Here is a 21986-nt window from a genome sequence, read left to right as displayed (position 1 = left end):
TCTCAGACGGCTGACAACTGAACGCCGGGGGCGGGTCGGAGCGGGGGGCCGCGCCCCGCTCGGCGGGCGGGCGGCGGGGGTGGCGGAGGGTCCGGACCGGCCGGTGGTCCGGACCGCTCCCGGGCGGGACGCCGCAGGTCGGCGGGGTCGGCGAGGGGCGGGCGCGGGACCGGCCGGGCCGGGGGCGGCGGGGGGCGGTACGAGCGCGGGAGCGGGGCGCGCGGCGGGACCGGACCGGCGCGTCCTCGCCTTAGCGGCTGTGCCGGGCGCGGTGGAGGAGATCCGGAAGCCCGTCCGAGTTTGGCCGGATCCAGCCGTACGCGACGAGCCCGGCGCGGACCGTGCCCACGGCACGGAACATGTCTTCGGCACGGCATGCCGCAGGCATGGGTCCGGCCCCGGGCGTGGGTGGGCCCGGGGCCGGACGGTGGTGCGGCGGTGCGGTGGTGCGGGGCGGCGGTTCGGCGGTGCGGGGTGCCCGGGGTGTCAGTGCTCGGTGCGCCGCTGGGCGGGGTGGAGGGCGGTCGGGCGGGGGTCGGCCGTACGCCCGGCGAGGCGGGCGGTGATGACCAGGGTGCCCTCCTCGATCTGGTAGTCCAGCGGCAGGTTCAGGCCGCGCATGGCGGCGACCATGCCGGTGTTGGAGGACTGGGTCACCGCGTAGACGCTGTCGCAGCCCGCCTCCTCGGCCATCGCGACGAGCCGGCCGAGGAGTTCGGCGCCGATGCCGCGCCGCTGCCAGTCGTCCTCCACCATCAGGGCGACCTCGGTCTCGTCGCCGTCCCAGAGCAGGTGGCCGAGGGCGACGACGCGCCCGGAGGCCGTCTGGACCGCGAGGGTGCGGCCGAAGCGGGGGCTGAGCAGGTGGTCGAGGTAGCGGTCGGCGTCGCCGACGGGGCCGTGGTAGCGCAGCCGCAGGGTCCGCTCGGAGCAGCGGTCGTGCATGGCGCGGGCCGCGGGCAGGTCGCGCTGGTCGGCGCGCCGGACGGTGATCGCGTTGCCCTCGGGGAGGGTGAGCACGTCGTGGGCGCGCGGGACGCGCGGGCCGAGCCGGGCGTCGAGCTCGACGAGCGCGCGGGCGCGGGCGAACTCGGTGGGGGTGAAGGGGAGGTAGGGCCGCTCGATGATCAGCGTGCCGCCGTGGGGGTCGCGCAGCCGCATGGTGGTGTCCTCCAGGACCCCTTCCGCGGGCGTGGTCTCGCCGTTGGGCCGTCCGCTGAGGGAGACGGCGGGGACGGAGTGGAGCGTGCACCGGCCGAGCAGCTGGCGCAGCGCGAGCGGGAGTTCGGCCGAATCGAGGGCGGTACGGGCGGCGAGGCCGAGGACCCGGGTCGGGGTGTCCACGAGGTCGTGTGTGTCGGCCCGCTCGGTCCAGGTGTCGCTGCCGCCGGCGGCGGCCACGGCCCGGGTGAGGACGCCGGTCTGGAGGCTCGCGGGGGCCCGCAGCAGGAACTCGTCCACGGTCCCGTCGGCGAGCGGGTGGGTCTGGAGGGTCAGGATGTCCACGCCGTGGCGGGCGAGCACCGTGCACAGCGCGGCGAGGCTGCCCGGAGCGTCGCGGACGGTGGTCCGCATCCGCCACAGCGCCGTGTCCGCCGCCCCGGCCACCGGAGCCGCCCCGGCGGTGCCGGGGACGGCGTCCGGCGGCAGCGGGGGCTCCCCGCTGCCGCCGGGATCGTCGGCGGGCGGCGCATGGCTGTGCCTCCGGGCCCACCAGGTGTGGAAGCCGGCGGTGGCGACCAGCGCTATCGCCGAGAAGATCAGCAGGTAGGGTCCGTCGGGGCCCTTGGCGATGGTCTTGGCGATCGAGTCCGCGACCACCACGGCGGTGAACATCGCGGCCAGCTCGATCACGTCGTGCCGCCAGCGGTGGACGGGGCGGGCGTTCTCGCGGGGGGTCATGGCATCCATGACCTCACTGTGACCCAGCGGTGTTGCGTGATCACGAACGCTTTGTGACCGACGGGTTAAGTGCCGATCTGTTGGTTTTGTGGCTTATTTCGACCGATTATGTCGCGCTCTGATCGCCCTTCTGTTCGAGTGCGCTCAGCAGCCGCCGTGCCTGCGTCACCGCCTGCGAGGATCCCGGCCGCGCCGCCGCCTCCGCCAGGCCGGGCGGCACCGGCCGCTCCCCTCGGGTCCCGCACCGCTCGACGCACTCCGCCGCCACCGCCAGCAGCTCGCCGAGCCCGCGCGCTGGCTTCGGCGCGGCGAGCAGCCCCGGCAGCAGCTCCGCGAGCACCGCCCAGACCGTCCCGTACGCCCCGGTCGCCGCCCCCGTGCGGACCGCGTCCGCCAGCCGGTTCGGCTTCACCGTCCCCTCGGCCAGCAGCTCCCCGAGCCGCCGCCCGAGCAGCGCCGCGTCCAGCTCGCCACGGGAGGCCAGCACCAGGAGCGCGTCGACCGTGGTGAGCCGGTCCTCCGTGTGGCGGCTGCCCAGCCCCACCGCGAGCGCCGTGTGCACCGTGGGGCCGACCGCCCCGCCGGCCTCGGCGAGCGGCGTCAGCCCCCAGGCCGAGCCCTGGGTGTCCCACTCGGTCCCGTTGACCACGGCCGGCAGCAGCCAGACCGCCAGGACCTCCCGGTCCTCCGGCAGCACGCCCGGCCAGTGCGGCTGCTGCCCCCACCAGTGGTGGCAGCGGTGCCGGGACTCGCCGGACGAGCCGCTCAGCCAGCGGAAGGACGGCGGGAACTCCTCCCGGATGGCCCGGCGCTCCCGGAACGACACGACGAGCCGGTCCGCCAGCCACCACCGCCCGGACCGGACGTCCGCGCCCCGGCTCAGGAAGCGCACGTCCGGGGTGAGCGAGACGTCCGCCGTCAGCCACTCCGCGAGCCGGTCGCCCGCGCGGGTGCCCAGCACCGCCGCCCCCTCGGCGGCCTCCCGCGTCCCCGGGCCCGTCCGCCGCACCCGCAGCAGCGCCTGCGCGAGGTCGACCGGAGCGGGCTCGGCCCCCGCGTCCCGGTACCCCCGCAGCCGCTCCAGCAGGACCGGCGCGTCGATCGCGCCGGTGTGCGCGGTCGGCGTCGCCAGCAGGAAGGGCACCGGTGCGCCGTCGGAGACCAGCCACGCGGCCTCCCACAGGCGCGCCTCCACCACACCGCCCGGACCCGGGTGCCCGCACGACGCCTTCTCCAGCTTGCGCCCCTCGTGGAGCCGGCCGAGGGTCACCGTGTCCGCTAGCGCGGCGAGCACGACCGTGATCCCGTCCGGCCCGTGGGTGAACCGGTGCGGGCCGGTCATCCAGTACGCGTCGCCGAAGGTCTCGCGCAGCGCCGCCCTCAGCCCCTCCCGGTCCCGGTAGGCGTGGCGCACCAGGCCGTCCAGGGCCCGCTCGAACTCCTCCGGCTCGTCCGGCCGGCGCACCACCGTGACCAGGTCCTCGATCAGCTCGGCCACCGACGCGGCCGGGGGCATCGCGGGGCGCGGCTCCGGCACGGGCGGCAGCGTCTCCTCGTAGGGCGCGTCCTCGCCGACCGCGTCCGCGCCGAACAGCCCGGCCGCCGCCGCCCGGTGCACCGGGCTCAGCAGCGCCGCCGCCCCCGCCAGCTCCTCACGCACCCGCTCGTCGACCTCGCCCAGATGGCGGCCCACCAGCTTCAGCGCCCGCTCCTGGATCGCCGTGTCCTCGTGCCCGAACGCGTCCGACACCGCCGGCAGCAGCTCGGCCGCCGCCCCCGGATCGCGTCGCAGCGCCTTCGTCAGCAGCGTCAACTGGGCCCGCACCAGCTTCTTCTCGGTGCGGAACAGCGCCGAGCCGGTCAGCTCCGCCAGCTCCCGCACCGGCAGCTCCCCCTCCAGGGCGAGCTCCGCCAGCACCTCCTGGGCGTGTCCGGCGACCGGCGAGGGGCCGTCGGCCACCATGCCGAGCCAGTCGGGGATCCGGGCCCGCCGCTCCTCGCGGGTGGTCCCGACGGCCTGGAGGACGGCCAGCGGCAGCCGCAGGTCGCGCGGCCGGCCGCCGCGCAGCAGCCGGGCCGTGCACGCGTCGACCAGCGCCGCCCGGTCGAGCAGCCCCTCGCCCGCGAGCGTCGCGAGCGCGCTCGGCCACGTGGCGCTCCGGTCCTGGGCGCGGGCCTCGGCCTGCCAGACGATGGCGCCCGGCGTCTCGGTCATGTCGAGGAGCCGCGCGACCAGCACCGGTGTCTGCGGGTCGGCGCGCAGCCTCGCGGCCAGGTCACGGGTGTTCATCGCCGCCGTCCAGCCCCGCACGTAGGCGTCGGTGGCGGGCGCCGGGCAGCCGGTCAGCAGCACCAGGCCGTGGACCAGCACATACTCGTCCTCCGCCACGGTGGGGCGCTCGGCCAGCCGCCGGGCGACCTCCGTCAGCCACGCGTGGTCACGGCCCGCCAGCACCCCGAGCACGGGACGGCTCTCGTCGCCCCACCCGAGGAACTCGCGCCCGCCGATCCACTCCGCGGCCGCCGCGGCCCCCGTGATGCAGCCCGCGCCCGCGAGCCGCAGCGCGCTCCGCACCCGCTGCTGCTCCCGCCACCGCCCCCAGTCCCAGCCCCGGACCTCCTTGCGGATCAGCTTCAGCTCCGCCACCGCCGCCTTGCGCGTCGCCGCGTCCAGCGGAGCGAGCAGTCCGGGCACGTCCTTCTGCCGCCCCTGCCGTACGGCGTCGAGCAGCCGCCGCAGGTGGAAGTCGGCCGCCGTCTCCGCTCCGGTGTCCGTCGCCGCGGCCGTCGTGCGGCCCGTCGCCGTCGCCATCCCCGTACCCGCCCCTGTCTCCGTACCCATGTCCCCGCCCCTGCCCCTGTCCGTCCCCGGCGCGCTGTCCGTCCCGGGCTTCCGCTCCGTCGCCGTCGTCATCGCGCGTCCCCCACCGCGACCGGCGTGCCGACGGACGCGCCGCGCCGGGCCATCCGGACCGCGAGCGCGTGCTTGCACGGCCCGCGCCGCCCCCGGTACTCCGCCCACCAGGCGCAGGTGCAGTGCAGCCGGCCCCCGGCCGACTCCCGCACCTGGTAGCGCCGCTCCCCGGAGGCGACCGCGGCGAGCTCGCCGTCCAGCGCGACCGCCCCCTCGGCGAGCAGGCGGCGCGCGTCGACCAGCCGGGGGTTGTGCCGCTCGGCGCGGTCCGCGTCGTACGGCAGCTCCCGGTGGAAGTAGGCCGCGTCGGCCACGTCGTACCCCACGCGCCCGGCCGTGCCCAGGCGCGTCAGCGCCGCCCGCACCCGCTCGACGGAGAGCCCCGCCTGCTCGGCCAGGTCGGCCGGGTCGATCCGCGGCTCCCAGGCGAGCAGCACCGACACCAGCTCCGCGTCCCCGGCCGCCTCGTCGGTGGCCAGGGCCTCCAGGACACCGCCCTCGCCGGAGAAGCCGCGCGCCGGGTCCGGCGACAGCGTCAGGGTGAGCCGCATCCCGGGCAGCTCGACCTCCCAGGCGCTCGGTGCGGGCGCGCCGTCCGGCACCGGCCCGTACACCCGCAGCGCCGTCGCGTGCCGCAGCACCCGCTCCAGGGCCGCCAGCCGGTCCGGACCGGCCAGGCAGACGGCGCCCGGCAGCGGCCGCGTGGTGGGCCGCAGCGTCCGGCCGGCGGGCGTCACCCACAGCGGCGCGGCGCCCCGGGCCCGCGAGCGCGGCAGCGAGCGCAGGAACCGCACCGCCTCCGCGCCGGACAGCTCGGCGCGCAGGTCGAAACCGGCGGAGGCGACCTGCGCCTCGGCGAAGCCCCGCAGCCAGCGGTCCGGCAGCGGCACCTTCTTCTCCACGACGGGCCCCTCCATCGTGGTGACCGCCAGCTCCTCGGGGCCGACCCGCAGATGCAGCGGGTCGTCGCCGGTGAGCCGGGACAGCGCCTCGCGCAGGGGGTTGTTCACGTCCACGTTGGTCGTGCCGTGGCCCGTCTCCGCGCCGTCCAGGCCCGCGCTCAGCACGTCGAGGCGCGCGTACACCCCGCCGCAGCCCGAGAAGGACTCGAACCGCAGCCGGTCCCCGTTGCCCGTGACCACCGGGTCGAGGGAGGCCGGGCGCAGCCGCTGGTAGTAGCGGGCGGCGGCCACGTCGGCGACCGCGAGCAGACCGCGCGCGGCGATCTGCGGGGAGCTGAGGAAGCCCGCGAAGAACCGGGGCCGGGCCTCGGCGCCGCGCGGCGTGAGACCCCCCGAGGTCTCCAGACCGAGCAGCCGGCCGGAGTCCCCGGACTCCAGTGCGGAAGGGCGTGCGTAGGCGAGCGCCTGTACGGATCGCGTCATGGGAAAAACCGTAGGACCCGGCACTGACAATCGGCCGGGTCCCCGTCCGGCCTGCGGTTCTACCGGAGTTGCTGCCCGACCCGGCCCGGCTGGAGGACCGTGCTGAACAGCACCGTGCCGCCCTCGGCGCGCAGGCGGACCGTCAGTTCCCCGCTGTCGCCGTCGATGTCCACCTCGCCGAAGTACTGCGGGCTCTCCATCGGCGACAGGTTGGCCCGCTCCGGGGCCCGTACGAAGACCCGCTCGGGCCCGAAGGTCGCGTCGAGGCTGTTGGCCGGGAAGCCGCCCGCCGCCAGCGGCCCGGAGACGAACTCCCAGAAGGGCGCGAAGTCCTGGAAGGCGGCGCGCTCCGGCGCGTAGTGCTGCGCCGAGGTGTAGTGCACGTCCGCCGTCAGCCAGAGCGTGCCGGTGATCCTGCGGTGCTTGATGAATCGGAGCAGCTCGGCGATCTGCAGCTCGCGGCCGAGCGGCGCGCCCGGGTCGCCCTGCGCGACCGCCTCGAAGTCGGTGGCGCCGTCCGTGACCACGAGGCCCAGCGGCATGTCCGCCGCGAGCACCTTCCACACCGCGCGCGAACGGCTCAGCTCCCGCTTCAGCCACTCCAGTTGCTCCGCGCCGAGGATGCCGGTGGTGTCGTCGGCCTGCCGGCCCGGCGAGTTGGCGTTGCGGTACGAGCGCATGTCCAGCACGAACACGTCGAGCAGCGGCCCGTACCGCACCACCCGGTGCATCCGGCGCTCGGTGCCGCGCGCGTGCAGGGTGGAGACGGGGAAGTACTCCGCGAAGGCCCGGGAGGCGCGGGCCGCGAGCACGTCGACGCTCTTCTCGGTGTAGCGGGCGTCGTCCAGGATCTGTCCGGGGTACCAGTTGTTGCGCACCTCGTGGTCGTCCCACTGCACGATCGACGGCACCTGTGCGTTGAAGGCGCGCACGTTGTGGTCGAGGAGGTTGTAGCGGAAGTTGCCCCGGTACTCGTCGAGGGTCTCGGCGACCTTCGCCTTCTCGGGCGTGGTGACGTTCCGCCAGATCCGCCCGTCGGGGAGGGTGACGCTGGGCTGGATGACCCCGTCGGCGTAGATGGTGTCGCCGCTGCACAGGAAGAAGTCCGGGTCGAGCCGGCGCATCTCCTCGTAGGCGCGAAAGCCGCCGATGTCCGGGTTGATGCCCCAGCCCTGCCCGGCGATGTCGCCGGACCAGAGGAACCGCACGCCGTCCCGGCGCCGTTCGGGCGCGGTGCGGAAGGTGCCGGTCACCGGCGCGCCCGTGCGGCGCGGGTCGTCGGGGTCCGCGAGGGTGACCCGGTAGTGGATCTGCTCGCCCGCCGGCAGCCCGCGCAGCGAGGTGGTGCCGGTGAAGTCGGTACCGGGGCCGATCAGCGGCCCGTAGTGGCGGCGGACCCGCCGGAAGGACTCCCCGGCCGAGGTCTCCACGACCATCCGCGCGGGCCGGTCCGAACGGACCCACACGAGGCCCGAGTTCGCCGTCACGTCACCGGCCTGCACGCCCCACGCGGCCGACGGGCGCCCGGAGAGCGCGAGCGCCGGGCTCGCGAACGCGCCCCCGCCGACGGCGAACGCGGCGGCCGAGGCGGCGAGCGATCCGCGCAGCACCGTACGGCGTGCGGGCGAGGGAGCGGGCGTGGGGTGCGACATCGGAGCGCCTCCGGGGACCGTGCGGAAGGGGACGCCCCCATGCCTAGCGTCCGGGGACGGCGCACAGTCGAACCCCGTGTGAACAACGGTACGGGGAGGGGATCGGCCCCGGAGGTGAGCCGCCGTCAGCCACCGCCGGCTCACAGCCGCCATCAGTTCCCGTCAGTCCCCGTCAGTCCCCGTCAGTCCCCGTCAGTCCCCGTCAGTTCCCGTCAGTCCCCGTCAGTTCCTGTCGGTTCCTGTCGGTCCCTGTCGGTCCCTGTCAGCCGCCCTCGGCCGTGGTCCCGTCCCGTGGCCCCCTCGCCAAGAGCCCCACCCCGCGCGCGATCTCGCCGGGGGTCAGATGGGCGTAGCCGAGGACCAGGCGGACGGCGCCGTCCGGCGGGCGGCGCGTGCCGTAGTCGGCCAGCGGGCGGACGGCCACCCCGGCCGCCCGGGCGCGCTCCAGGAAGCGGCCGGTGGGGCCGTGCTCCTCGGGGAGCCGGGCGATGACGTGGAGGCCGGCCGCGATGCCGCTCACCCGGCTGCCGGGGAAGTACCGCTCCAGCGCCGCGACCAGGGCGTCCCGCCGCTCCCGGTAGGCGCGCTGGCAGCGGCGGAGCTGCCGGTCGTAGCCGCCGTCGGCGACGAAGCGGGCGAGGACCGCCTGGTCCAGGGCCGGATTGCCGAGGTCCATGGTCCGCTTGCGCTCCACCACCTCGTCGAGCAGCGCCTCCGGCGCCAGCATCCAGCCCAGCCGCAGCCCCGGCGCGAGCGACTTGCTCACCGAGCCCGCGTAGGCCACCCGCTCCGGGTCGAGCCCCTGGAGCGCCCCCACCGGGGCCCGGTCGTAGCGGAAGTCGCCGTCGTAGTCGTCCTCCAGGACGTAGCCGTCCACCGCCCGCGCCCAGTCCAGCAGCGCGGCCCGCCGCTCCGCCGAGTACGCGATCCCGGAGGGGAACTGGTGCGAGGGCGTGGCCACCACCGCCCGCACCCCGGACGCGGCCAGCGGCCCCGGCTCCAGACCCTCCCCGTCGACCGGCAGCCAGAGCGTGTCCAGCCCCGTGGAGGCGAACAGCCGGGCGTGCTCCTGGCTGCCGGGGTCCTCGACACCCACGGTACGCAGCCCGCGCGACCGCAGCACGAAGCCGAGCAGCGTCGTCGCCTGCGCCACCCCCGAGCACACCACCAGGCGCTCGGGGCCGGCCACCACCCCGCGCCTGCGCGCGAGGAGCGCGGCGAGCGCGGCGCGCAGCTCCGGCAGCCCGCGCGGGTCCGGGTAGCCGAGCCCGCGGTGGGCCAGCTCCGACAGCACCGCCCGCTGCGCCGCGCCCCACGCGGCACGCGGGAACAGCGCCAGGTCGGGCGTCCCGGCGCGGAAGTCCACGCGGACCTCCGGAACTCCCGGGGCGCGCCGCGCCGGGTCCCGTACGCCCGGCGCGGCCGAGCGCGCCGCGCCGCCCACCCAGGTGCCCGAGCCCCGGTCGCTGCGCAGATAGCCCTCGGCGACGAGCTGTTCGTACACCTCGGTCACCAGACCGCGCGAGACGCCGAGGTCGGCGGCGAGGGCGCGGCTCGACGGCAGCCGGGTGCCCGGGGCCAGCCGCCTGGCGCGGACCGCCTCGCGCAGCGCCTCCTGGAGTGCCCGCCCGCGCCCGCGCGCGGGGGCCCCCGCCGCCGGGAGGAGCAGCTCCCAGGCGGGCTGCGCCGTCCCGGCGGCCTCGGCCGGGCCGTCCTCCCAAGTGGTCCCCGATGGCGTCATGGAAGTGGACCTTAATGCGGAGAGCGCCGCTTCCTACCGTCGGGACCATGAACGTCGACTCGTTGCGCGGCGCCGTCCTGGTGACCGTCGCCTACGCCCTCGTCGGGGCTTCCTTCACCGCCAACGCCCTGCTGGGGGCCTATCCGTACGCCGGCGGGCAGGCGCTGCGGTACGCCGCCGCCTGTCTGCTCCTGCTGCCGCTGCTGGGGCGCGGCGGCCTCGCCCCGCTGCGGGCCCTGACCGCGCGCCAGTGGGTGCGGCTGGCCCTGATCGCCGCCGTCGGCATGGTCGGCTTCAACCTGGCCGTGCTCGCCGCCGAGCGGACCGCCGAGCCCGCCGTGCCCGGCGTCCTGGTGGGCTGCGCGCCGGTCGTGGTCGCCGTCCTGGTCCCGCTGACCGAGGGCCGCAGGCCCGCCCGCCCGGTGCTGTACGGCGCGCTCCTGGTCGCCGCCGGCGCCTTCACCGTGCAGGGCTGGGGCCGCACCGACCTCGCGGGCCTCGGCTGGTCGGTGGCGGCGCTCGCGGGCGAGGTCGGCTTCACGGTGCTCGCGGTGCCGGTGCTGCGCCCGCTGGGGCCGAAGCTCCTGACGGCGGTCGTCTGCGGGGTGGCGGCGGTGGAGTCGGCGCTGACCGGCCTCGCCGTCGACGGCACCGCCTTCCTGCGGGTGCCGACCTCGGTCGAGACGGGGGCCCTGGTGTGGCAGGCGGTGCTGGCGACCGTCGTCGGCTTCGTCCTCTTCTACATGGGCGTCCAGCGCATCGGCATGGAGAGGGCCACGCTCTATACGGGAGCGATCCCGGTGGCCGCCGCGCTGACCGCCGTCGCGGTCTCCCACGGCTCGTTCGGCCTGCCCCAGGCCGCCGGCGGCCTCCTCGTGGGAGCCGGGGCGGCCTTGGGCACGGGCCTGTTCTCCCGCGAGGGCCGGGACGCGCCCTCCCGCGCGAGCCGGAACGCGCCCTCCCGCATGAGCGAGGACGCTCCCTCTCGCGCGAGCCAGGACGCGCCCTCCCGCGCGGGCGCGGGCGGCCTCTCCCGCGCGGGCTCAGACGGTGCGGCTGCCGTCGAGGATCACCCGCGCGACCAGGGCCGGGTCGTCGTTCATGGGGACGTGGCCGCAGCCGGGCAGCCGGACCAGGCGCGCGCCGGGCAGGGTCCGCTTGGCGCGGACGCCCTGGCGACGGAGGAGCAGCCGGTCGCGGGTGCCCCAGGCGACGGTGACCGGCAGGGCGGGGACGTCGTCGGCGAAGAGCACGGTCCGGCCGGCCGCGAGGGTCTGGTGGAAGCCGGTCGCGGCGCGCAGCGCGAGCGTCTCGGCGACGGCCGCCTCGGGTGAACGGCGCCCGGGGCGCGCGTAGATGGTGCTGGTGAGGGCGGCGCGGCCGGCCGCGCTCCGGGACAGGCGCTCGATCAGCGGGAAGGGCATCGCGAGCGCGGCGGCCCGCATCGCGCGCAGGGTCGCGAAGGCGTAGCGCCGCTCGGCCTCCGACCAGAAGCCGGCCGGGGAGAGCGCGGTCACCGAGCGCACCAGCTTCTCCCGGCCGAGCTCCAGGGCGAGCAGGCCGCCGAGCGAGTTGCCCGCCACGTGCGGCCGGTCGAGGCCGAGGGCCGCGCAGAAGGCGCCGAGCACCGGCACGACGGTGTCCAGGTCGTAGCCGTGTCCCTCGGGCAGCGCGGGGGAGGTGCCGAAGCCGGGCAGGTCGATCGCGACGACGTCCCGCTCGGTGGCCAGCACGTCGAACACCGGCTCCCAGGCCTGCCAGTGGTGCCCGATCCCGTGGAGCAGCAGCAGTGGCTCGCCGCGTCCCCGGCGCTCGTACGCGACCGTCACCGGGCGCGGCCCGCCGGGCGACTCCACGGGGAAGGTGATCTGTGCGGTCATCGGCTGCTCCTGTCGTGGGAAACCCGTGAGACACCCTGTCAGCAACAATTACCCGTGGGTAGGGTCGAGTTCAAGACCGGAAGCCGAACTGGACAGCGTCCGACGCGTGAGCTGGGATGGAGCCGTGCCGACCGACATCCTCACCGACCCGACCGATCTCTTCGAAGAACACCGCCCGATGCTCACCGGCGTCGCCTACCGGATGCTCGGCCGGGCCGCCGACGCCGAGGACGTGGTCCAGGAGGCGTGGCTGCGCTGGTCCGCCGACGACCGCTCCGAGGTGCGCGAGCCCCGCGCCTTCCTCGTCCGGATCACCACCCGGCTCGCCATCGACCGGCTCCGCCACGTCCAGTCCCGCCGCGAGTCCTACGTCGGCCCCTGGCTGCCCGAGCCGATCGTCACCGACTTCGGCCCCACCGTGCCCGACACGGCCGAGCGCGCGCTGCTCTCCGACTCCGTCTCCCTCGCGCTCCTGGTCGTCCTGGAGTCCCTGTCCCCGCTGGAGCGCGCGGTCTTCGTGCTGCGGGAGGCCTTCGGCTTCCCCTTCGCCGAGATCGCCGCCATCCTCGACCGCGGCGAGGCGGCTGTCCGCCAGCTCGCCGGGCGCGCCCGGCGGCACGTCGACGAGGGCAGACCCCGCTACGACGTGGATCCGGCCCAACGGCGCGATCTCACCGAGCGGTTCCTCGCCGCCGCGTCCAGCGGCGACCTCGAAGGGCTGCTCTCCCTGCTCGCCCCCGACGCCCGGCTCGTCGGGGACAGCGGCGGCAAGTCCAAGGCCCCGCTGCGGATCATGGAGACCGCCGACAAGATCGGCCGCTTCCTCGTCGCGATCTCCCTGGGCGCCCAGGAGGAATTCGGCTTCCGCTTCGCCGAGGTCAACGGCGGCCCGGCGCTGATCGCCCTGGTCGGCGGCGAGGTCGACAGCGTCTTCCAGATCGACGTCCGGGACGGCCGGATCGCCTGCGTCTACATCCTGCGCAACCCCGACAAGCTCCGGGGCCTCACCCTCGACTGACACCCGCGAGCCCCGGCCGACCCGCCCCGGACCCCGAAAACGGTCCGGGGCGGTCCGTTTTGCTGCCGGGGCTTCTCCAACACGCGAACGTCCTGTGAACGATCTAGGTCAGAGGGCCACATTCGGGGTTCTTCGGCGGAGGATTGGTCTTGACCAAGGGTGTGAGGCGGCTTATGGTCGCAGAGTTAGTGCAGGAACCTTTAATAAACAAGGGCGCGGAAAACCGCCGCGGGACACGGCGAATGTGCGGAGGATCAGGGTGGGGACCACGCAGCTGGAATCAGTGCCGGAGCCGAAGTACTGGCACCTCAAGACCGTGATCGGCGAAGCCCTCGACTCGGACTTCGCGGTCGGGGAGATCCTTCCCAACGAGCGTGAACTGGCCGCTCGTTTCGGCGTCGCGCGCGCCACGCTCCGGCAGGCGCTGGAGCAGCTGGAGCTGGAGGGACGCCTGCAGCGCCGCCGGGGCGTCGGCACCACCGTCGCCCCGCCCCGGGTCGGGGTGGACGTCTCCACCGCCCAGCACACCTGGCCCGGAGTCGGCGAGGACACCTGGCAGTCCCTCGACTCCGCCGCCGGCACGGCGCCCGCCGCCGTCGCCCGTCTCCTGGAGATCACCGCCGACGAGCCGGTGCACGTGGTGCGCCGGCTGCGCGTCACCGAGGGCCAGCCGGTCGCCGCCGAGCTGCTGTACGTGCCGTCCGGCTCGGTCCCCGGACTCGGTGCCGTGGACGTGCCCGGCGGCGTCGACCGCGCCCGCTCCGTGCTCCGCGAGCTCCAGCGCCTCGCCCTCGACGGGCAGGACCGCTCCGTCGAGCTCGGCTCCGCGCGCGCCGACGACGCCCGGGAGTTGGACCGCCTGCCGGGCGCTCCCGTCCTCGTCGTCACCACCCGCTACCTGTCGGGGGGCGGCACCGCCGCCGTCTCCGTCGCCACGTACCGCGCGGACACCTGCAAGCTCACCTTCGGCGACTCCGGAGACCTGGTCATGGCCTCCTGACCCCGCCGCCCCCGCACCACCGCGCGCACGCACCCGCGCGCACCACCGGGCCCGGATCCGGCCGCCGTCCCCACGGCGCCGGACCCGGGCCCGGCGCCGTGGGGCCCGCCTCAGCGGCGGGCCGACACCGTGCCGTCCACGGCGAACAACTGCTCCTCCACGTGGTCGAGCGCCAGCCGCAGCGCGCCCGTGCCCACCGCCGCCTCGCCCAGCATCGACAGCACCACGCGCGGCGGGCGCAGGCAGAAGCGGGCCAGCTCCTCGCGCAGCGGCTGCAGCACCCCGTCCAGACCGGCCGCCCAGCCGCCGATCACCACCAGCTCCGGGTCGAGCGCGAGCACCAGCGCCGCCACGTCGTGCACCAGGCGCTGGATGAACCGCTCCACGGCCGCCCCGGCCCGCGCGTCGCCCTGCCGGGCCAGCGCGAACACCTCGGCCACCGCCTGCTCGTCCAGCGGGTGCAGCGGCTCGTCGGTGGTGGACAGCAGGTGCTCGGGGGTGACGCCCCGGCCCAGCAGGTGCAGCGCCCCGATCTCGCCGGCGGCCCCGCCGTACCCCCGGTGCAGCCGCCCGCCGATCAGCGAACCGGCGCCGGGGCTCAGGCCCGCGAGGACGAAGACGATGTCGTCGGAGTCGGTCGCCGCGCCCTTCCAGTGCTCGGCGACCGCCGCCGCGTTGGCGTCGTTCTCCACGATCACCGGACAGCGGAACGAGCGCCGCAGCCGCTCGCCGAGCGCCAGGCCCGTCCAGCCGGGCAGCGCGGTGCCGAGCCGGACCGTGCCGTCGGCCTCGACGATCCCCGGCGTGCCCACGCCGACCGCCCGCAGATTGGACCGGGGCACCCCGGTCCTGCGCAGCACGTCGGCGACCACCGTCCGCACCCGGTCGAGCCGTTCGTCCTCGGGGGCCGTCTCGGACACCTCGCGGGCGCCCGCGCCGATGATCCGCCCGTCCAGGCCGGAGATGAGCGCGGCGACCCGGTGCGGGCCGATCTCGACGCCCAGCAGATGCCCGGCCTCCGCCCGGAAGCGGAACCTCCGGGCCGGCCGCCCCTGCCGTCGCGCCTCGCCCTCCTCGGGCGCCGCCTCGACGACCAGACCGCCCTCGATCAGCCCCTCGGTCACGCCCTCGACCGTCGGCCGGGAGAGCCCGGTGACCCGGGTCAGATCCGTGAGTGTGAGCGCGTCGGAGCCCCGCAGCGCATGGAGTACCACCGCGGAGTTGATCCGCCGCAGCAGCGACGGGTCCCCGCCGGTCAGCCGCCCCACCGTGTGTCCTCCCAGCTCGTGCGCCTTCTTTGCCCGGATGTTACTCAATGGGGCACGGGCACGGCGAGTGGCGTTCGTCCCCGAACCGGACGCCGGGCGGCTGACGGAGCGTCGGCTGTCAGTGTCCGCCGCTTTACTGGACCCATGAGCCTGGACCGGCACCTCGCCGCCCTCGACCTGCTGCGCGACCGCCCCTTCGGCGACCGCGCCCACCACGTGGCCGAGTTAGCCACCGCGGTCCCCGCCGACGCCGGGCAGGCGGAGGCGGAGCGCACCGCCCTCGCCGGGCTGCTCGCCGCCCGCTGGGGCCCGCCCGACCGCCTCGGCCTCGGCACCCTGGCGCTGCGCGCCGAGCGCGGTGAGCCGCTGCCCGAGCCGTGGGACCTGCTGAGTGCCGCCGTGCCGGACGTCGAGCTGTGGCGGACCGGGGGCCGCTGGATCGCCCTCGGCGTGACGGGCGCCGAGGGGGAGGCGCCCGCCCTGCTCGTCTGCGTCACCGAGGTGGACCCGCCATGAGCGGCCCCGGGCCCCGGTTCATCCGGCCGTGCGCCGGTCCGGCAGCCCCGCCGCCTCGCGGAGCCGGGCGAACTCCTCCGCCATCGACTCGGCCGTCCAGTGCGCGTTCAGCCCGCTCGGGTTGGGCAGCGCCCAGATCCGCGTCGCGCCGATCGTCCGCTCCTGCGGACCGATCGCCGCCTTCTTCTCCCCGAAGGCCGTGCGGTACGCGGTGACCCCGACGACCGCCAGCCAGCGCGGCGCCAGCCGCTCCACCTTCTCCGTGAGGATCCGGCCGCCCTCCCGGTACTCCTCGGCGCTCAGCTCGTCGGCCCGCGCGGTCGCCCGCGCCACCACGTTGGTGATGCCGAGGCCGTACGCGAGGAGCTCGTCCTGCTCCGCCGGGGCGAGCCGCCGCGGGGTGAGACCGGACAGGTGCAGCACCGGCCAGAAGCGGTTGCCGGGGCGGGCGAAGTGGTGGCCCGTCGCGGCCGTCATCAGCCCCGGGTTGATCCCGCACAGGAGCACCGAAAGGCCGCCCTCGGCCACGTCGGGGACGACGCGGTCGCGGGCGGCCTGGAGCTCCTCGGCGGAGAACCGGGGGGTTCCGGTCAGAGGATCGACCCGGGGGTGTAGCCGGCGGCCTCCGGGTGCTGCTTGGCGATCTCCTCGATACGGGAGACGACGGTGGCGACCTGGTCGGCGGCGGCACCGGTGAAGGACAGCTTGTCGGCCATCAGCGCGTCCAGCCGCTCCCGGTCCAGCGGGATCCGCTCGTCGGCGGCCAGCTTGTCCAGCAGCTCGTTGCGCTCGGCGCCCTGCTCGCGCATGGCGAGGGCGGAGGCGACCGCGTGCTCCTTGATGACCTCGTGGGCGACCTCGCGGCCGACCCCGGCGCGCACGGCGCCCATGAGGACCTTGGTGGTGGCCAGGAAGGGCAGGTAGCGGTCCAGCTCGCGGGCGATGACCGCGGGGAAGGCGCCGAACTCGTCGAGGACGGTCAGGAAGGTCTCCAGCAGGCCGTCGAAGGCGAAGAACGCGTCCGGCAGGGCCACCCGGCGCACCACCGAGCAGGAGACGTCGCCCTCGTTCCACTGGTCGCCCGCCAGCTCGCCGGTCATCGACGCGTAGCCGCGCAGGATGACCATGAGGCCGTTGACGCGCTCGCAGGAGCGGGTGTTCATCTTGTGCGGCATCGCCGAGGAGCCGACCTGACCGGGCTTGAAGCCCTCGGTCACCAGCTCGTGGCCCGCCATCAGGCGGATCGTCTTGGCGATCGAGGACGGGGCGGCGGCCAGCTGCACCAGGGTGGTGACCACGTCGTAGTCGAGCGAGCGCGGGTAGACCTGGCCCACCGAGGTGAAGGCGTGCGCGAAGCCGAGGTGCCCGGCGATCCGCCGCTCCAGGTCGGCCAGCTTCGAGGCGTCGCCGCCGAGCAGGTCGAGCATGTCCTGGGCGGTGCCGACCGGGCCCTTGATCCCGCGCAGCGGGTAGCGGCCGAGCAGGTCCTCCAGGCGCGCGTAGGCGGCCAGCAGCTCGTCGGCGGCGGTCGCGAAGCGCTTGCCGAGGGTGGTGGCCTGGGCGGCGACGTTGTGCGAGCGGCCCGCCATGACCAGCTCCGCGTACTCGGCGGAGAGCTTGCCGAGCCGGGCCAGCACGGCCACGGTACGGTCGCGCATGAGCTCCAGGGAGAGGCGGATCTGGAGCTGCTCGACGTTCTCCGTGAGGTCACGGGAGGTCATGCCCTTGTGGACGTGCTCGTGGCCGGCGAGGGCGTTGAACTCCTCGATGCGGGCCTTCACGTCGTGCCGGGTGACCTTCTCGCGCTCGGCGATGGAGCCGAGGTCGACCTGGTCGAGCACGCGCTCGTAGTCGGCGAGGGCCGCGTCCGGAACCTCGATCCCGAGGTCCTTCTGGGCACGCAGCACGGCCAGCCACAGCCGGCGCTCCAGCTTCACCTTCTGCTCGGGGGACCAGAGGCCGGCGAGCTCCGCGGAGGCGTAGCGGCCGGCCAGGACGTTGGGGATGCGGGGCTTCGCAGTCACAGCAGTCACGTGCACCGATTCTACTGGCGGTTTGTGCAGGTCGGCGCCAGGGTGGCGGCTGGAGCTTGCTACGAGACGCGCGTCACTCCGTCCGGCCCGCCGTCGCCTCGTACGGCAGCAGCTCCGGGCGCTTGGGCGGGAGGCCGTCCCCGGAGGAGCGGCCGGTGAGCCGCCGCCCGATCCACGGCACCAGGTGCTCCTTGGCGAAGCGCGCGTCGGCGGTCCGGCGCGCGGCCCAGCCGGGCGGCGCCTGGGGCGGCAGCGGGGCGCGCCAGTCGTCCTCGGGCGGCAGGCCCAGGGTCTGCCAGACCGCCTCCGCGACCCGCCGGTGCCCCTCGGGCGTCAGGTGCAGCCGGTCCACGTCCCACAGGCGCGGGTCGCCCAGCGCCGGGGCCCCGTACAGGTCCACCACCAGGGCGCCGTGCCGGGCGGCGAGCTCGTCCACGTACGCGAAGAGCTCCTCCATGCGCGGGCGGAAGCGCTGCATCACCGGGCCGTCGCGGCCGGGGCTGCGCATCAGGACCAGGTGGCCGCAGGACGGGGCGAGCCGCTCCACGGCCTCGCCGAGCAGCCCGCGCACCCGGCCCATGTCGCACTTCGGGCGCAGGGTGTCGTTGAGCCCGCCGACGAGGGTGACGACATCGGCCTTCATCGAGGCCGCGGTGTCGACCTGCTCCTCGACGATCTGGCCGATCAGCTTGCCGCGCACCGCCAGATTGGCGTAGCGGAAGCCGGGGGAGCGGGCGGCCAGCCGGCCCGCCAGGACGTCGGCCCACCCCCGGTAGGAACCGTCGGGCTTCCGGTCCGACATACCCTCGGTGAAGCTGTCGCCCACGGCGACGAGACTGGTGTACGTGGCATTGATGTCCATGGCCCAGCGATCGTACCGCGCGGTATGGACGCGGGGGCCGGGAGGACCTGGGAGGGGAAACCCCATGAGCGAGGCGCTGCTGAACGCGCTGGCCGAGGCTGTCGCGGAGCTCGCCGCGGAGCGGGATCCCGGGGCGGGACCGGGCCTGGAGGGCGCCGCGCGCCCGCTGGACGGGCTGTCCCCGGCCGACCGCAGGACCCTCGACCGGCTGCTGCGCGCCGCCGCCCTGCGACAGCCGCCCGGACCCCGCCGCGAACGCCTCCTGAAGGTCCCGGCGGGGCTCGGCCTCCCGGGTGACGCGCACGCCGCCCGGTGCGCCCTGCTCGCCTCGTACACCGAGCGCTTCGCCACGCTCGTCCGCGACGCCGACCCGGCCGCGCCCGTGCCGTCCTGCCCCGGCTGGACCCTCGCCGACCTGGTCCGGCACCTCGGCACCGGCTACCGCTGGACGGAGCACCTGGTGCGCACCCGCGCGGGCGCCCGGGTCCGGCCCGGCGACGTGCCGCTGGAGCTCCCCGAGGACCCGGCGGACTACCCGGGCTGGTTCGCCGAGGGCGCCGGGGCCGCCCTGCGGACGCTGCGGGCGGCCGACCCGGACGCCCCGATGTGGTCGTACGGCGCCGATCCGCACGTGCGGTTCCACCCGCGCCGGCTGCTCTTCGAGGCGGTCGTCCACCTCGCCGACGCCGAACGGGCCCTCGGCCGGGCGCCCGCCCCCGCCGACCCGGGCACGGCCGCCGACGGGGTCGAGGAGTTCCTGGAGAACCTGCCGCACTACGCCTGGGTCGCCGAGCCGGTCGCCCGGCTCGGGCGGGACGGCGCGCGCCTGCTGCTGACCGCGACCGACACCGGCGCCGCCTGGACGCTCACCCTGGGCGGCGGCGGCTTCGCCTGGCGCCGCGGCGCCGCGGACGAGCCCACGGCGGCCGTCGCGGGCACCGCCGCCGACCTGCTGCTCCTCGTCCACGGCCGGTACGCGGCGGACGACGGCGCCCGCTTCACCGTGACCGGCGACCGCGCCCTGCTCGACGCCTGGGCGGCGGCGACCGCCTTCTAGGCCCCGTCCCGGGGCTCCGGGCACCGAGCGGCTCCGGGCACCGAGCGGCTCCGGGCACCCGAGCGGCCCCAGGCACCGAGCGGCCCCGGGCACCGAGCGGCCCCGGGCACCGAGCGGCCCCGGATACCGGCAAAGGGCCCCGGACACCGGAAGGGCCCGGGACGGCTGTCGTCCCGGGCCCTTCCGCCGCTGCGAGCGGGGGTGCGTCAGCCCCCCGCGGGGCGGCCCACCAGCTCGCGCAGCACGTCCTCCATCGTCACCAGACCGGCCGGACTCCCGTCCTCGTCGACGACCGCGGCGAGGTGGGTGCGGCTGCGCCGCATCGCCGTCAGCACGTCGTCCAGCGGCGTCGCCGCCCGCACCCGGGCGATCGGCCGCAGGGCCGACACCGGGAACGGCTGGTCGCGCGGGGCGATGTCCAGGGCGTCCTTCACGTGCAGGTAGCCGAGGATCCGGCGGGCCGGGTCCGCCACCGGGAAGCGGGAGTAGCCGGTCCGCGCGGACAGCTCCTCCAGCTCCTCCGGGGTCGTGCCCGCCTTCGCGTACACGACCTCGTCCTCCGGCATCACGACGTCCCGCACCGGGCGGCGGCCCAGCTCCAGGGCGTCGTGCAGGCGCTCGGCGGCGCGGTCGTCGAGCAGCCCCGCGTCCCCGGCGTCGGTGACCATCCGGGCCAGCTCGTCGTCCGAGAAGGTGGCCGAGACCTCGTCCTTCGCCTCGACCCGCAGCAGCTTCAGGATCGCGTTGGCGAAGGCGTTGATCGTGAAGATCACCGGGCGCAGCGCCCGCGCGAAGGTCACCAGCGGCGGGCCGAGGGCCAGCGCGGAGCGGGCCGGTTCGGCCAGCGCGATGTTCTTCGGGACCATCTCGCCCAGCAGCATGTGCAGGTAGGTGGCGACCGACAGGGCGATCACGAAGGAGATCGGGTGCACCAGGCCGTCCGGCACGCCGACGGCGTCGAACACCGGCTCCAGGAGGTGGGCGATGGCCGGCTCGGCCACGATGCCCAGCACCAGGGTGCACAGGGTGATGCCGAGCTGGGCCGCCGCGAGCAGCGCCGAGACGTGCTCCAGGCCCCAGATGACGCTGCGGGCCCGGCGGTTCCCGGCCTCCGCGAGCGGCTCGATCTGACTGCGGCGCACGGAGATCAGGGCGAACTCGGCGCCGACGAAGAAGGCGTTCACGACCAGGGTCGCGAAGCCGATCAGCAGCTGGACCGCGATCATCGGGCGGCCTCCTCGCGCGCGTCCGCGCCCTCACCGGGCAGCGGGGCGTGCATCAGCACGCGGGCCGCGCGCCGGCCGGAGGCGTCCAGGACGTCGAGCCGCCAGCCGGTGAGCTCCACGCTGTCGCCGACGGCCGGGATCCGGCCGAGCTCGGTGGCCAGCACGCCGGCCAGCGTCTCGTACGGGCCCTCCGGCAGCTTCAGGCCGATGGCCTCCAGCTGGTCGGTGCGGGCGGCGCCGTCGGCCGACCACAGCGCGCGGCCGTCGGCGTCCTCGCCCGCCGGGGCCAGGTCGGAGGTCTCGTGCGGGTCGTGCTCGTCGCGCACCTCGCCGACGACCTCCTCGACGATGTCCTCCAGGGTCGCGACCCCGGCCGTACCGCCGTACTCGTCGATGACGACGGCCATGGTCTGCTTCCCGGACAGGCGGTCCAGCAGCCGGTCCACGGTGAGGCTCTCGGGGACCAGCAGCGGCTCGCGCAGCAGCTCGCCGATGCCGCGGCGCGGGCGCTCGGCGGCCGGTATGGCGAGGACGTCCTTGATGTGGGCGATGCCGACGACCGTGTCCAGGCTGCCCCGGTAGACGGGGAAGCGGCTCAGCCCGGTCGCCCGGGTGGCGTTGGCGACGTCCTCGGCGGTGGCCTGCACCTCCAGGGCGGTCACCTGGACGCGCGGGGTCATCACGTTCTCCGCGGTGAGCTCGGCCAGGTTGAGCGTGCGGACGAAGAGCTCGGCGGTGTCCGCCTCCAGCGCGCCCTCCTTGGCGGAGTGGCGGGCCAGCGCCACCAGCTCCTGCGGGGAGCGGGCCGAGGCCAGCTCCTCGGTGGGCTCCAGGCCCAGCCGGCGCAGGATGCGGTTGGCGGTGTTGTTGAGGTGGCTGATCAGCGGCTTGAACGCGGCGGTGAAGATCCGCTGCGGGGTGGCGACCGCCTTGGCGACCGCGAGCGGCGAGGAGATCGCCCAGTTCTTGGGGACCAGCTCGCCGACGACCATCAGGACCACGGTCGACAGCGCGGTGCCGAGGACCAGGGCCACCGAGGAGGCGACCGAGGGGGAGAGGCCGAGGGCCTCGACCGGGCCCTTGAGCAGCTTGGAGATCGAGGGCTCGGAGAGCATGCCGACGACCAGGTTGGTCACGGTGATGCCGAGCTGGGCGCCGGAGAGCTGGAAGGTCAGCGACTTCACGGCCTTGAGGGCGCCTGCGGCGCCCCGCTCGCCGCGCGCGGCGGCGGCTTCGAGCTCGCTCCGCTGGACGGTGGTCAGCGAGAACTCGGCCGCGACGAAGGCACCGCAGGCGAGGGCCAGCAGCAGCGCCACGAAGAGGAGCAGTACCTCGGTCATCGGTTCACCTCCGTCCCTCGACGAGTCCCATGATCAGTCAGGGGAGGGAGGACCGCGCGATGTCGGCTTCGGGAACGGCTACTGGGAGGCTCGCCCATGGGCGGACGCTCACACCTTTCGATAGTGCGGGGGCGGTGCTGCCACGGCGCCGCGGGTGGTGCTCATGCGGCGCTGTGGCTGATCAGGTGATCG

At 75.7% G+C, this 21986-nt stretch carries 16 protein-coding genes and 1 pseudogene; 5 read left to right on the top strand and 12 right to left on the bottom strand.

The window, feature by feature from the left end; all coding sequences use genetic code 11:
- Positions 1–486 precede the first annotated feature (486 nt).
- From ACZ6J5_RS33420 to pdxR, 5 genes are all read right to left on the bottom strand, one after another.
- On the bottom strand, positions 487–1902 hold the full coding sequence (locus ACZ6J5_RS33420; protein WP_469397716.1) for a GNAT family N-acetyltransferase: 1416 nt from the start codon (positions 1900–1902) through the stop codon (positions 487–489).
- A gap of 106 nt (positions 1903–2008) precedes the next feature.
- Positions 2009–4744 (bottom strand): DUF7824 domain-containing protein, encoded by a 2736-nt coding sequence (locus ACZ6J5_RS33415; protein WP_469397686.1) that lies wholly within the window; start codon positions 4742–4744, stop codon positions 2009–2011.
- A gap of 68 nt (positions 4745–4812) precedes the next feature.
- Positions 4813–6201, bottom strand: a complete 1389-nt coding sequence (locus ACZ6J5_RS33410) for an SWIM zinc finger family protein (RefSeq protein WP_469397685.1) — start codon at positions 6199–6201, stop codon at positions 4813–4815.
- Between the two features lie 59 nt (positions 6202–6260).
- Complete coding sequence (locus ACZ6J5_RS33405) at positions 6261–7853, bottom strand: alkaline phosphatase D family protein (protein WP_469397684.1); 1593 nt, start codon at positions 7851–7853, stop codon at positions 6261–6263.
- Between the two features lie 262 nt (positions 7854–8115).
- A complete protein-coding gene (gene pdxR, locus ACZ6J5_RS33400) occupies positions 8116–9594 on the bottom strand; it encodes a MocR-like pyridoxine biosynthesis transcription factor PdxR (RefSeq protein ID WP_469397683.1) in 1479 nt (492 codons plus the stop codon).
- On the opposite strand from pdxR, the pseudogene ACZ6J5_RS33395 reads away from it, so the two are divergent.
- Positions 9585–10430, top strand: a pseudogene (locus tag ACZ6J5_RS33395) (EamA family transporter); the annotation flags it as partial. The gene pdxR and the pseudogene ACZ6J5_RS33395 sit on opposite strands and share 10 nt — an antisense overlap.
- A gap of 207 nt (positions 10431–10637) precedes the next feature.
- On the opposite strand, the gene ACZ6J5_RS33390 reads toward ACZ6J5_RS33395, so the two are convergent.
- Positions 10638–11474 carry an alpha/beta fold hydrolase gene (locus tag ACZ6J5_RS33390; protein ID WP_469397682.1) on the bottom strand — a complete coding sequence of 279 codons (837 nt, stop codon included), beginning with the start codon at positions 11472–11474 and terminating at the stop codon, positions 10638–10640.
- Between the two features lie 106 nt (positions 11475–11580).
- Between ACZ6J5_RS33390 and sigJ the strand changes: the two genes are divergently transcribed.
- Positions 11581–12492 (top strand): RNA polymerase sigma factor SigJ, encoded by a 912-nt coding sequence (sigJ, locus tag ACZ6J5_RS33385; protein WP_469397681.1) that lies wholly within the window; start codon positions 11581–11583, stop codon positions 12490–12492.
- Between the two features lie 259 nt (positions 12493–12751).
- The gene (locus tag ACZ6J5_RS33380) at positions 12752–13492 is read left to right on the top strand and encodes a GntR family transcriptional regulator (protein WP_469397680.1); all 741 of its coding nucleotides are present in this window, start codon (positions 12752–12754) and stop codon (positions 13490–13492) included.
- 110 nt (positions 13493–13602) lie between these two features.
- On the opposite strand, the gene ACZ6J5_RS33375 is transcribed toward ACZ6J5_RS33380, so the two are convergent.
- Positions 13603–14760 (bottom strand): ROK family transcriptional regulator, encoded by a 1158-nt coding sequence (locus ACZ6J5_RS33375; RefSeq protein WP_469397679.1) that lies wholly within the window; start codon positions 14758–14760, stop codon positions 13603–13605.
- A 144-nt stretch (positions 14761–14904) separates the two neighbouring features.
- On the opposite strand from ACZ6J5_RS33375, the gene ACZ6J5_RS33370 reads away from it, so the two are divergent.
- Entirely contained in the window at positions 14905–15276 is a 372-nt protein-coding gene (locus ACZ6J5_RS33370; RefSeq protein ID WP_469397678.1) for a hypothetical protein, read from the top strand.
- Between the two features lie 18 nt (positions 15277–15294).
- On the opposite strand, the gene mug is transcribed toward ACZ6J5_RS33370, so the two are convergent.
- The 3 genes from mug to ACZ6J5_RS33355 form a co-directional block, all read right to left on the bottom strand.
- On the bottom strand, positions 15295–15804 hold the full coding sequence (mug, locus tag ACZ6J5_RS33365) for a G/U mismatch-specific DNA glycosylase (RefSeq protein WP_469397677.1): 510 nt from the start codon (positions 15802–15804) through the stop codon (positions 15295–15297).
- Positions 15805–15866: 62 nt separating this feature from the next.
- A complete protein-coding gene (gene purB / locus ACZ6J5_RS33360; protein ID WP_469397676.1) occupies positions 15867–17309 on the bottom strand; it encodes an adenylosuccinate lyase in 1443 nt (480 codons plus the stop codon).
- 73 nt (positions 17310–17382) lie between these two features.
- Positions 17383–18171: an SGNH/GDSL hydrolase family protein gene (locus ACZ6J5_RS33355; RefSeq protein WP_469397675.1), complete on the bottom strand. Its 789-nt coding sequence runs from the start codon at positions 18169–18171 to the stop codon at positions 17383–17385.
- A gap of 64 nt (positions 18172–18235) precedes the next feature.
- Here ACZ6J5_RS33355 and ACZ6J5_RS33350 point away from each other — a divergent pair, with 64 nt between their 5' ends.
- The gene (locus ACZ6J5_RS33350) at positions 18236–19228 is read left to right on the top strand and encodes a maleylpyruvate isomerase N-terminal domain-containing protein (RefSeq protein WP_469397674.1); all 993 of its coding nucleotides are present in this window, start codon (positions 18236–18238) and stop codon (positions 19226–19228) included.
- A gap of 206 nt (positions 19229–19434) precedes the next feature.
- Here ACZ6J5_RS33350 and ACZ6J5_RS33345 read toward each other — a convergent pair whose 3' ends face one another.
- Complete coding sequence (locus tag ACZ6J5_RS33345) at positions 19435–20454, bottom strand: hemolysin family protein (RefSeq protein ID WP_469397673.1); 1020 nt, start codon at positions 20452–20454, stop codon at positions 19435–19437.
- Positions 20451–21794, bottom strand: a complete 1344-nt coding sequence (locus ACZ6J5_RS33340) for a hemolysin family protein (protein ID WP_469397672.1) — start codon at positions 21792–21794, stop codon at positions 20451–20453. Before ACZ6J5_RS33340 ends, ACZ6J5_RS33345 begins: the two co-directional genes overlap by 4 nt.
- Positions 21795–21986 lie beyond the last annotated feature (192 nt).

This window comes from Streptomyces sp. NPDC042100, assembly GCF_055582325.1.
The sequence above is the reverse complement of the archived record's forward strand: the minus strand, read 5'-3'. Positions and strand labels throughout refer to the sequence as shown.

What these genes read in the sequence shown, in the direction of transcription:
- ACZ6J5_RS33420 (WP_469397716.1), bottom strand. Translation starts at nt 1,902, where the DNA reads ATGACCCCCCGCGAGAACGCCCGCCCCGTCCACCGCTGGCGGCACGAC.
- ACZ6J5_RS33415 (WP_469397686.1), bottom strand. Translation starts at nt 4,744, where the DNA reads ATGGGTACGGAGACAGGGGCGGGTACGGGGATGGCGACGGCGACGGGC.
- ACZ6J5_RS33410 (WP_469397685.1), bottom strand. Translation starts at nt 6,201, where the DNA reads ATGACGCGATCCGTACAGGCGCTCGCCTACGCACGCCCTTCCGCACTG.
- ACZ6J5_RS33405 (WP_469397684.1), bottom strand. Translation starts at nt 7,853, where the DNA reads ATGTCGCACCCCACGCCCGCTCCCTCGCCCGCACGCCGTACGGTGCTG.
- pdxR (WP_469397683.1), bottom strand. Translation starts at nt 9,594, where the DNA reads ATGACGCCATCGGGGACCACTTGGGAGGACGGCCCGGCCGAGGCCGCC.
- ACZ6J5_RS33390 (WP_469397682.1), bottom strand. Translation starts at nt 11,474, where the DNA reads ATGACCGCACAGATCACCTTCCCCGTGGAGTCGCCCGGCGGGCCGCGC.
- ACZ6J5_RS33370 (WP_469397678.1), top strand. Translation starts at nt 14,905, where the DNA reads ATGAGCCTGGACCGGCACCTCGCCGCCCTCGACCTGCTGCGCGACCGC.
- ACZ6J5_RS33355 (WP_469397675.1), bottom strand. Translation starts at nt 18,171, where the DNA reads ATGGACATCAATGCCACGTACACCAGTCTCGTCGCCGTGGGCGACAGC.
- ACZ6J5_RS33350 (WP_469397674.1), top strand. Translation starts at nt 18,236, where the DNA reads ATGAGCGAGGCGCTGCTGAACGCGCTGGCCGAGGCTGTCGCGGAGCTC.
- ACZ6J5_RS33345 (WP_469397673.1), bottom strand. Translation starts at nt 20,454, where the DNA reads ATGATCGCGGTCCAGCTGCTGATCGGCTTCGCGACCCTGGTCGTGAAC.
- ACZ6J5_RS33340 (WP_469397672.1), bottom strand. Translation starts at nt 21,794, where the DNA reads ATGACCGAGGTACTGCTCCTCTTCGTGGCGCTGCTGCTGGCCCTCGCC.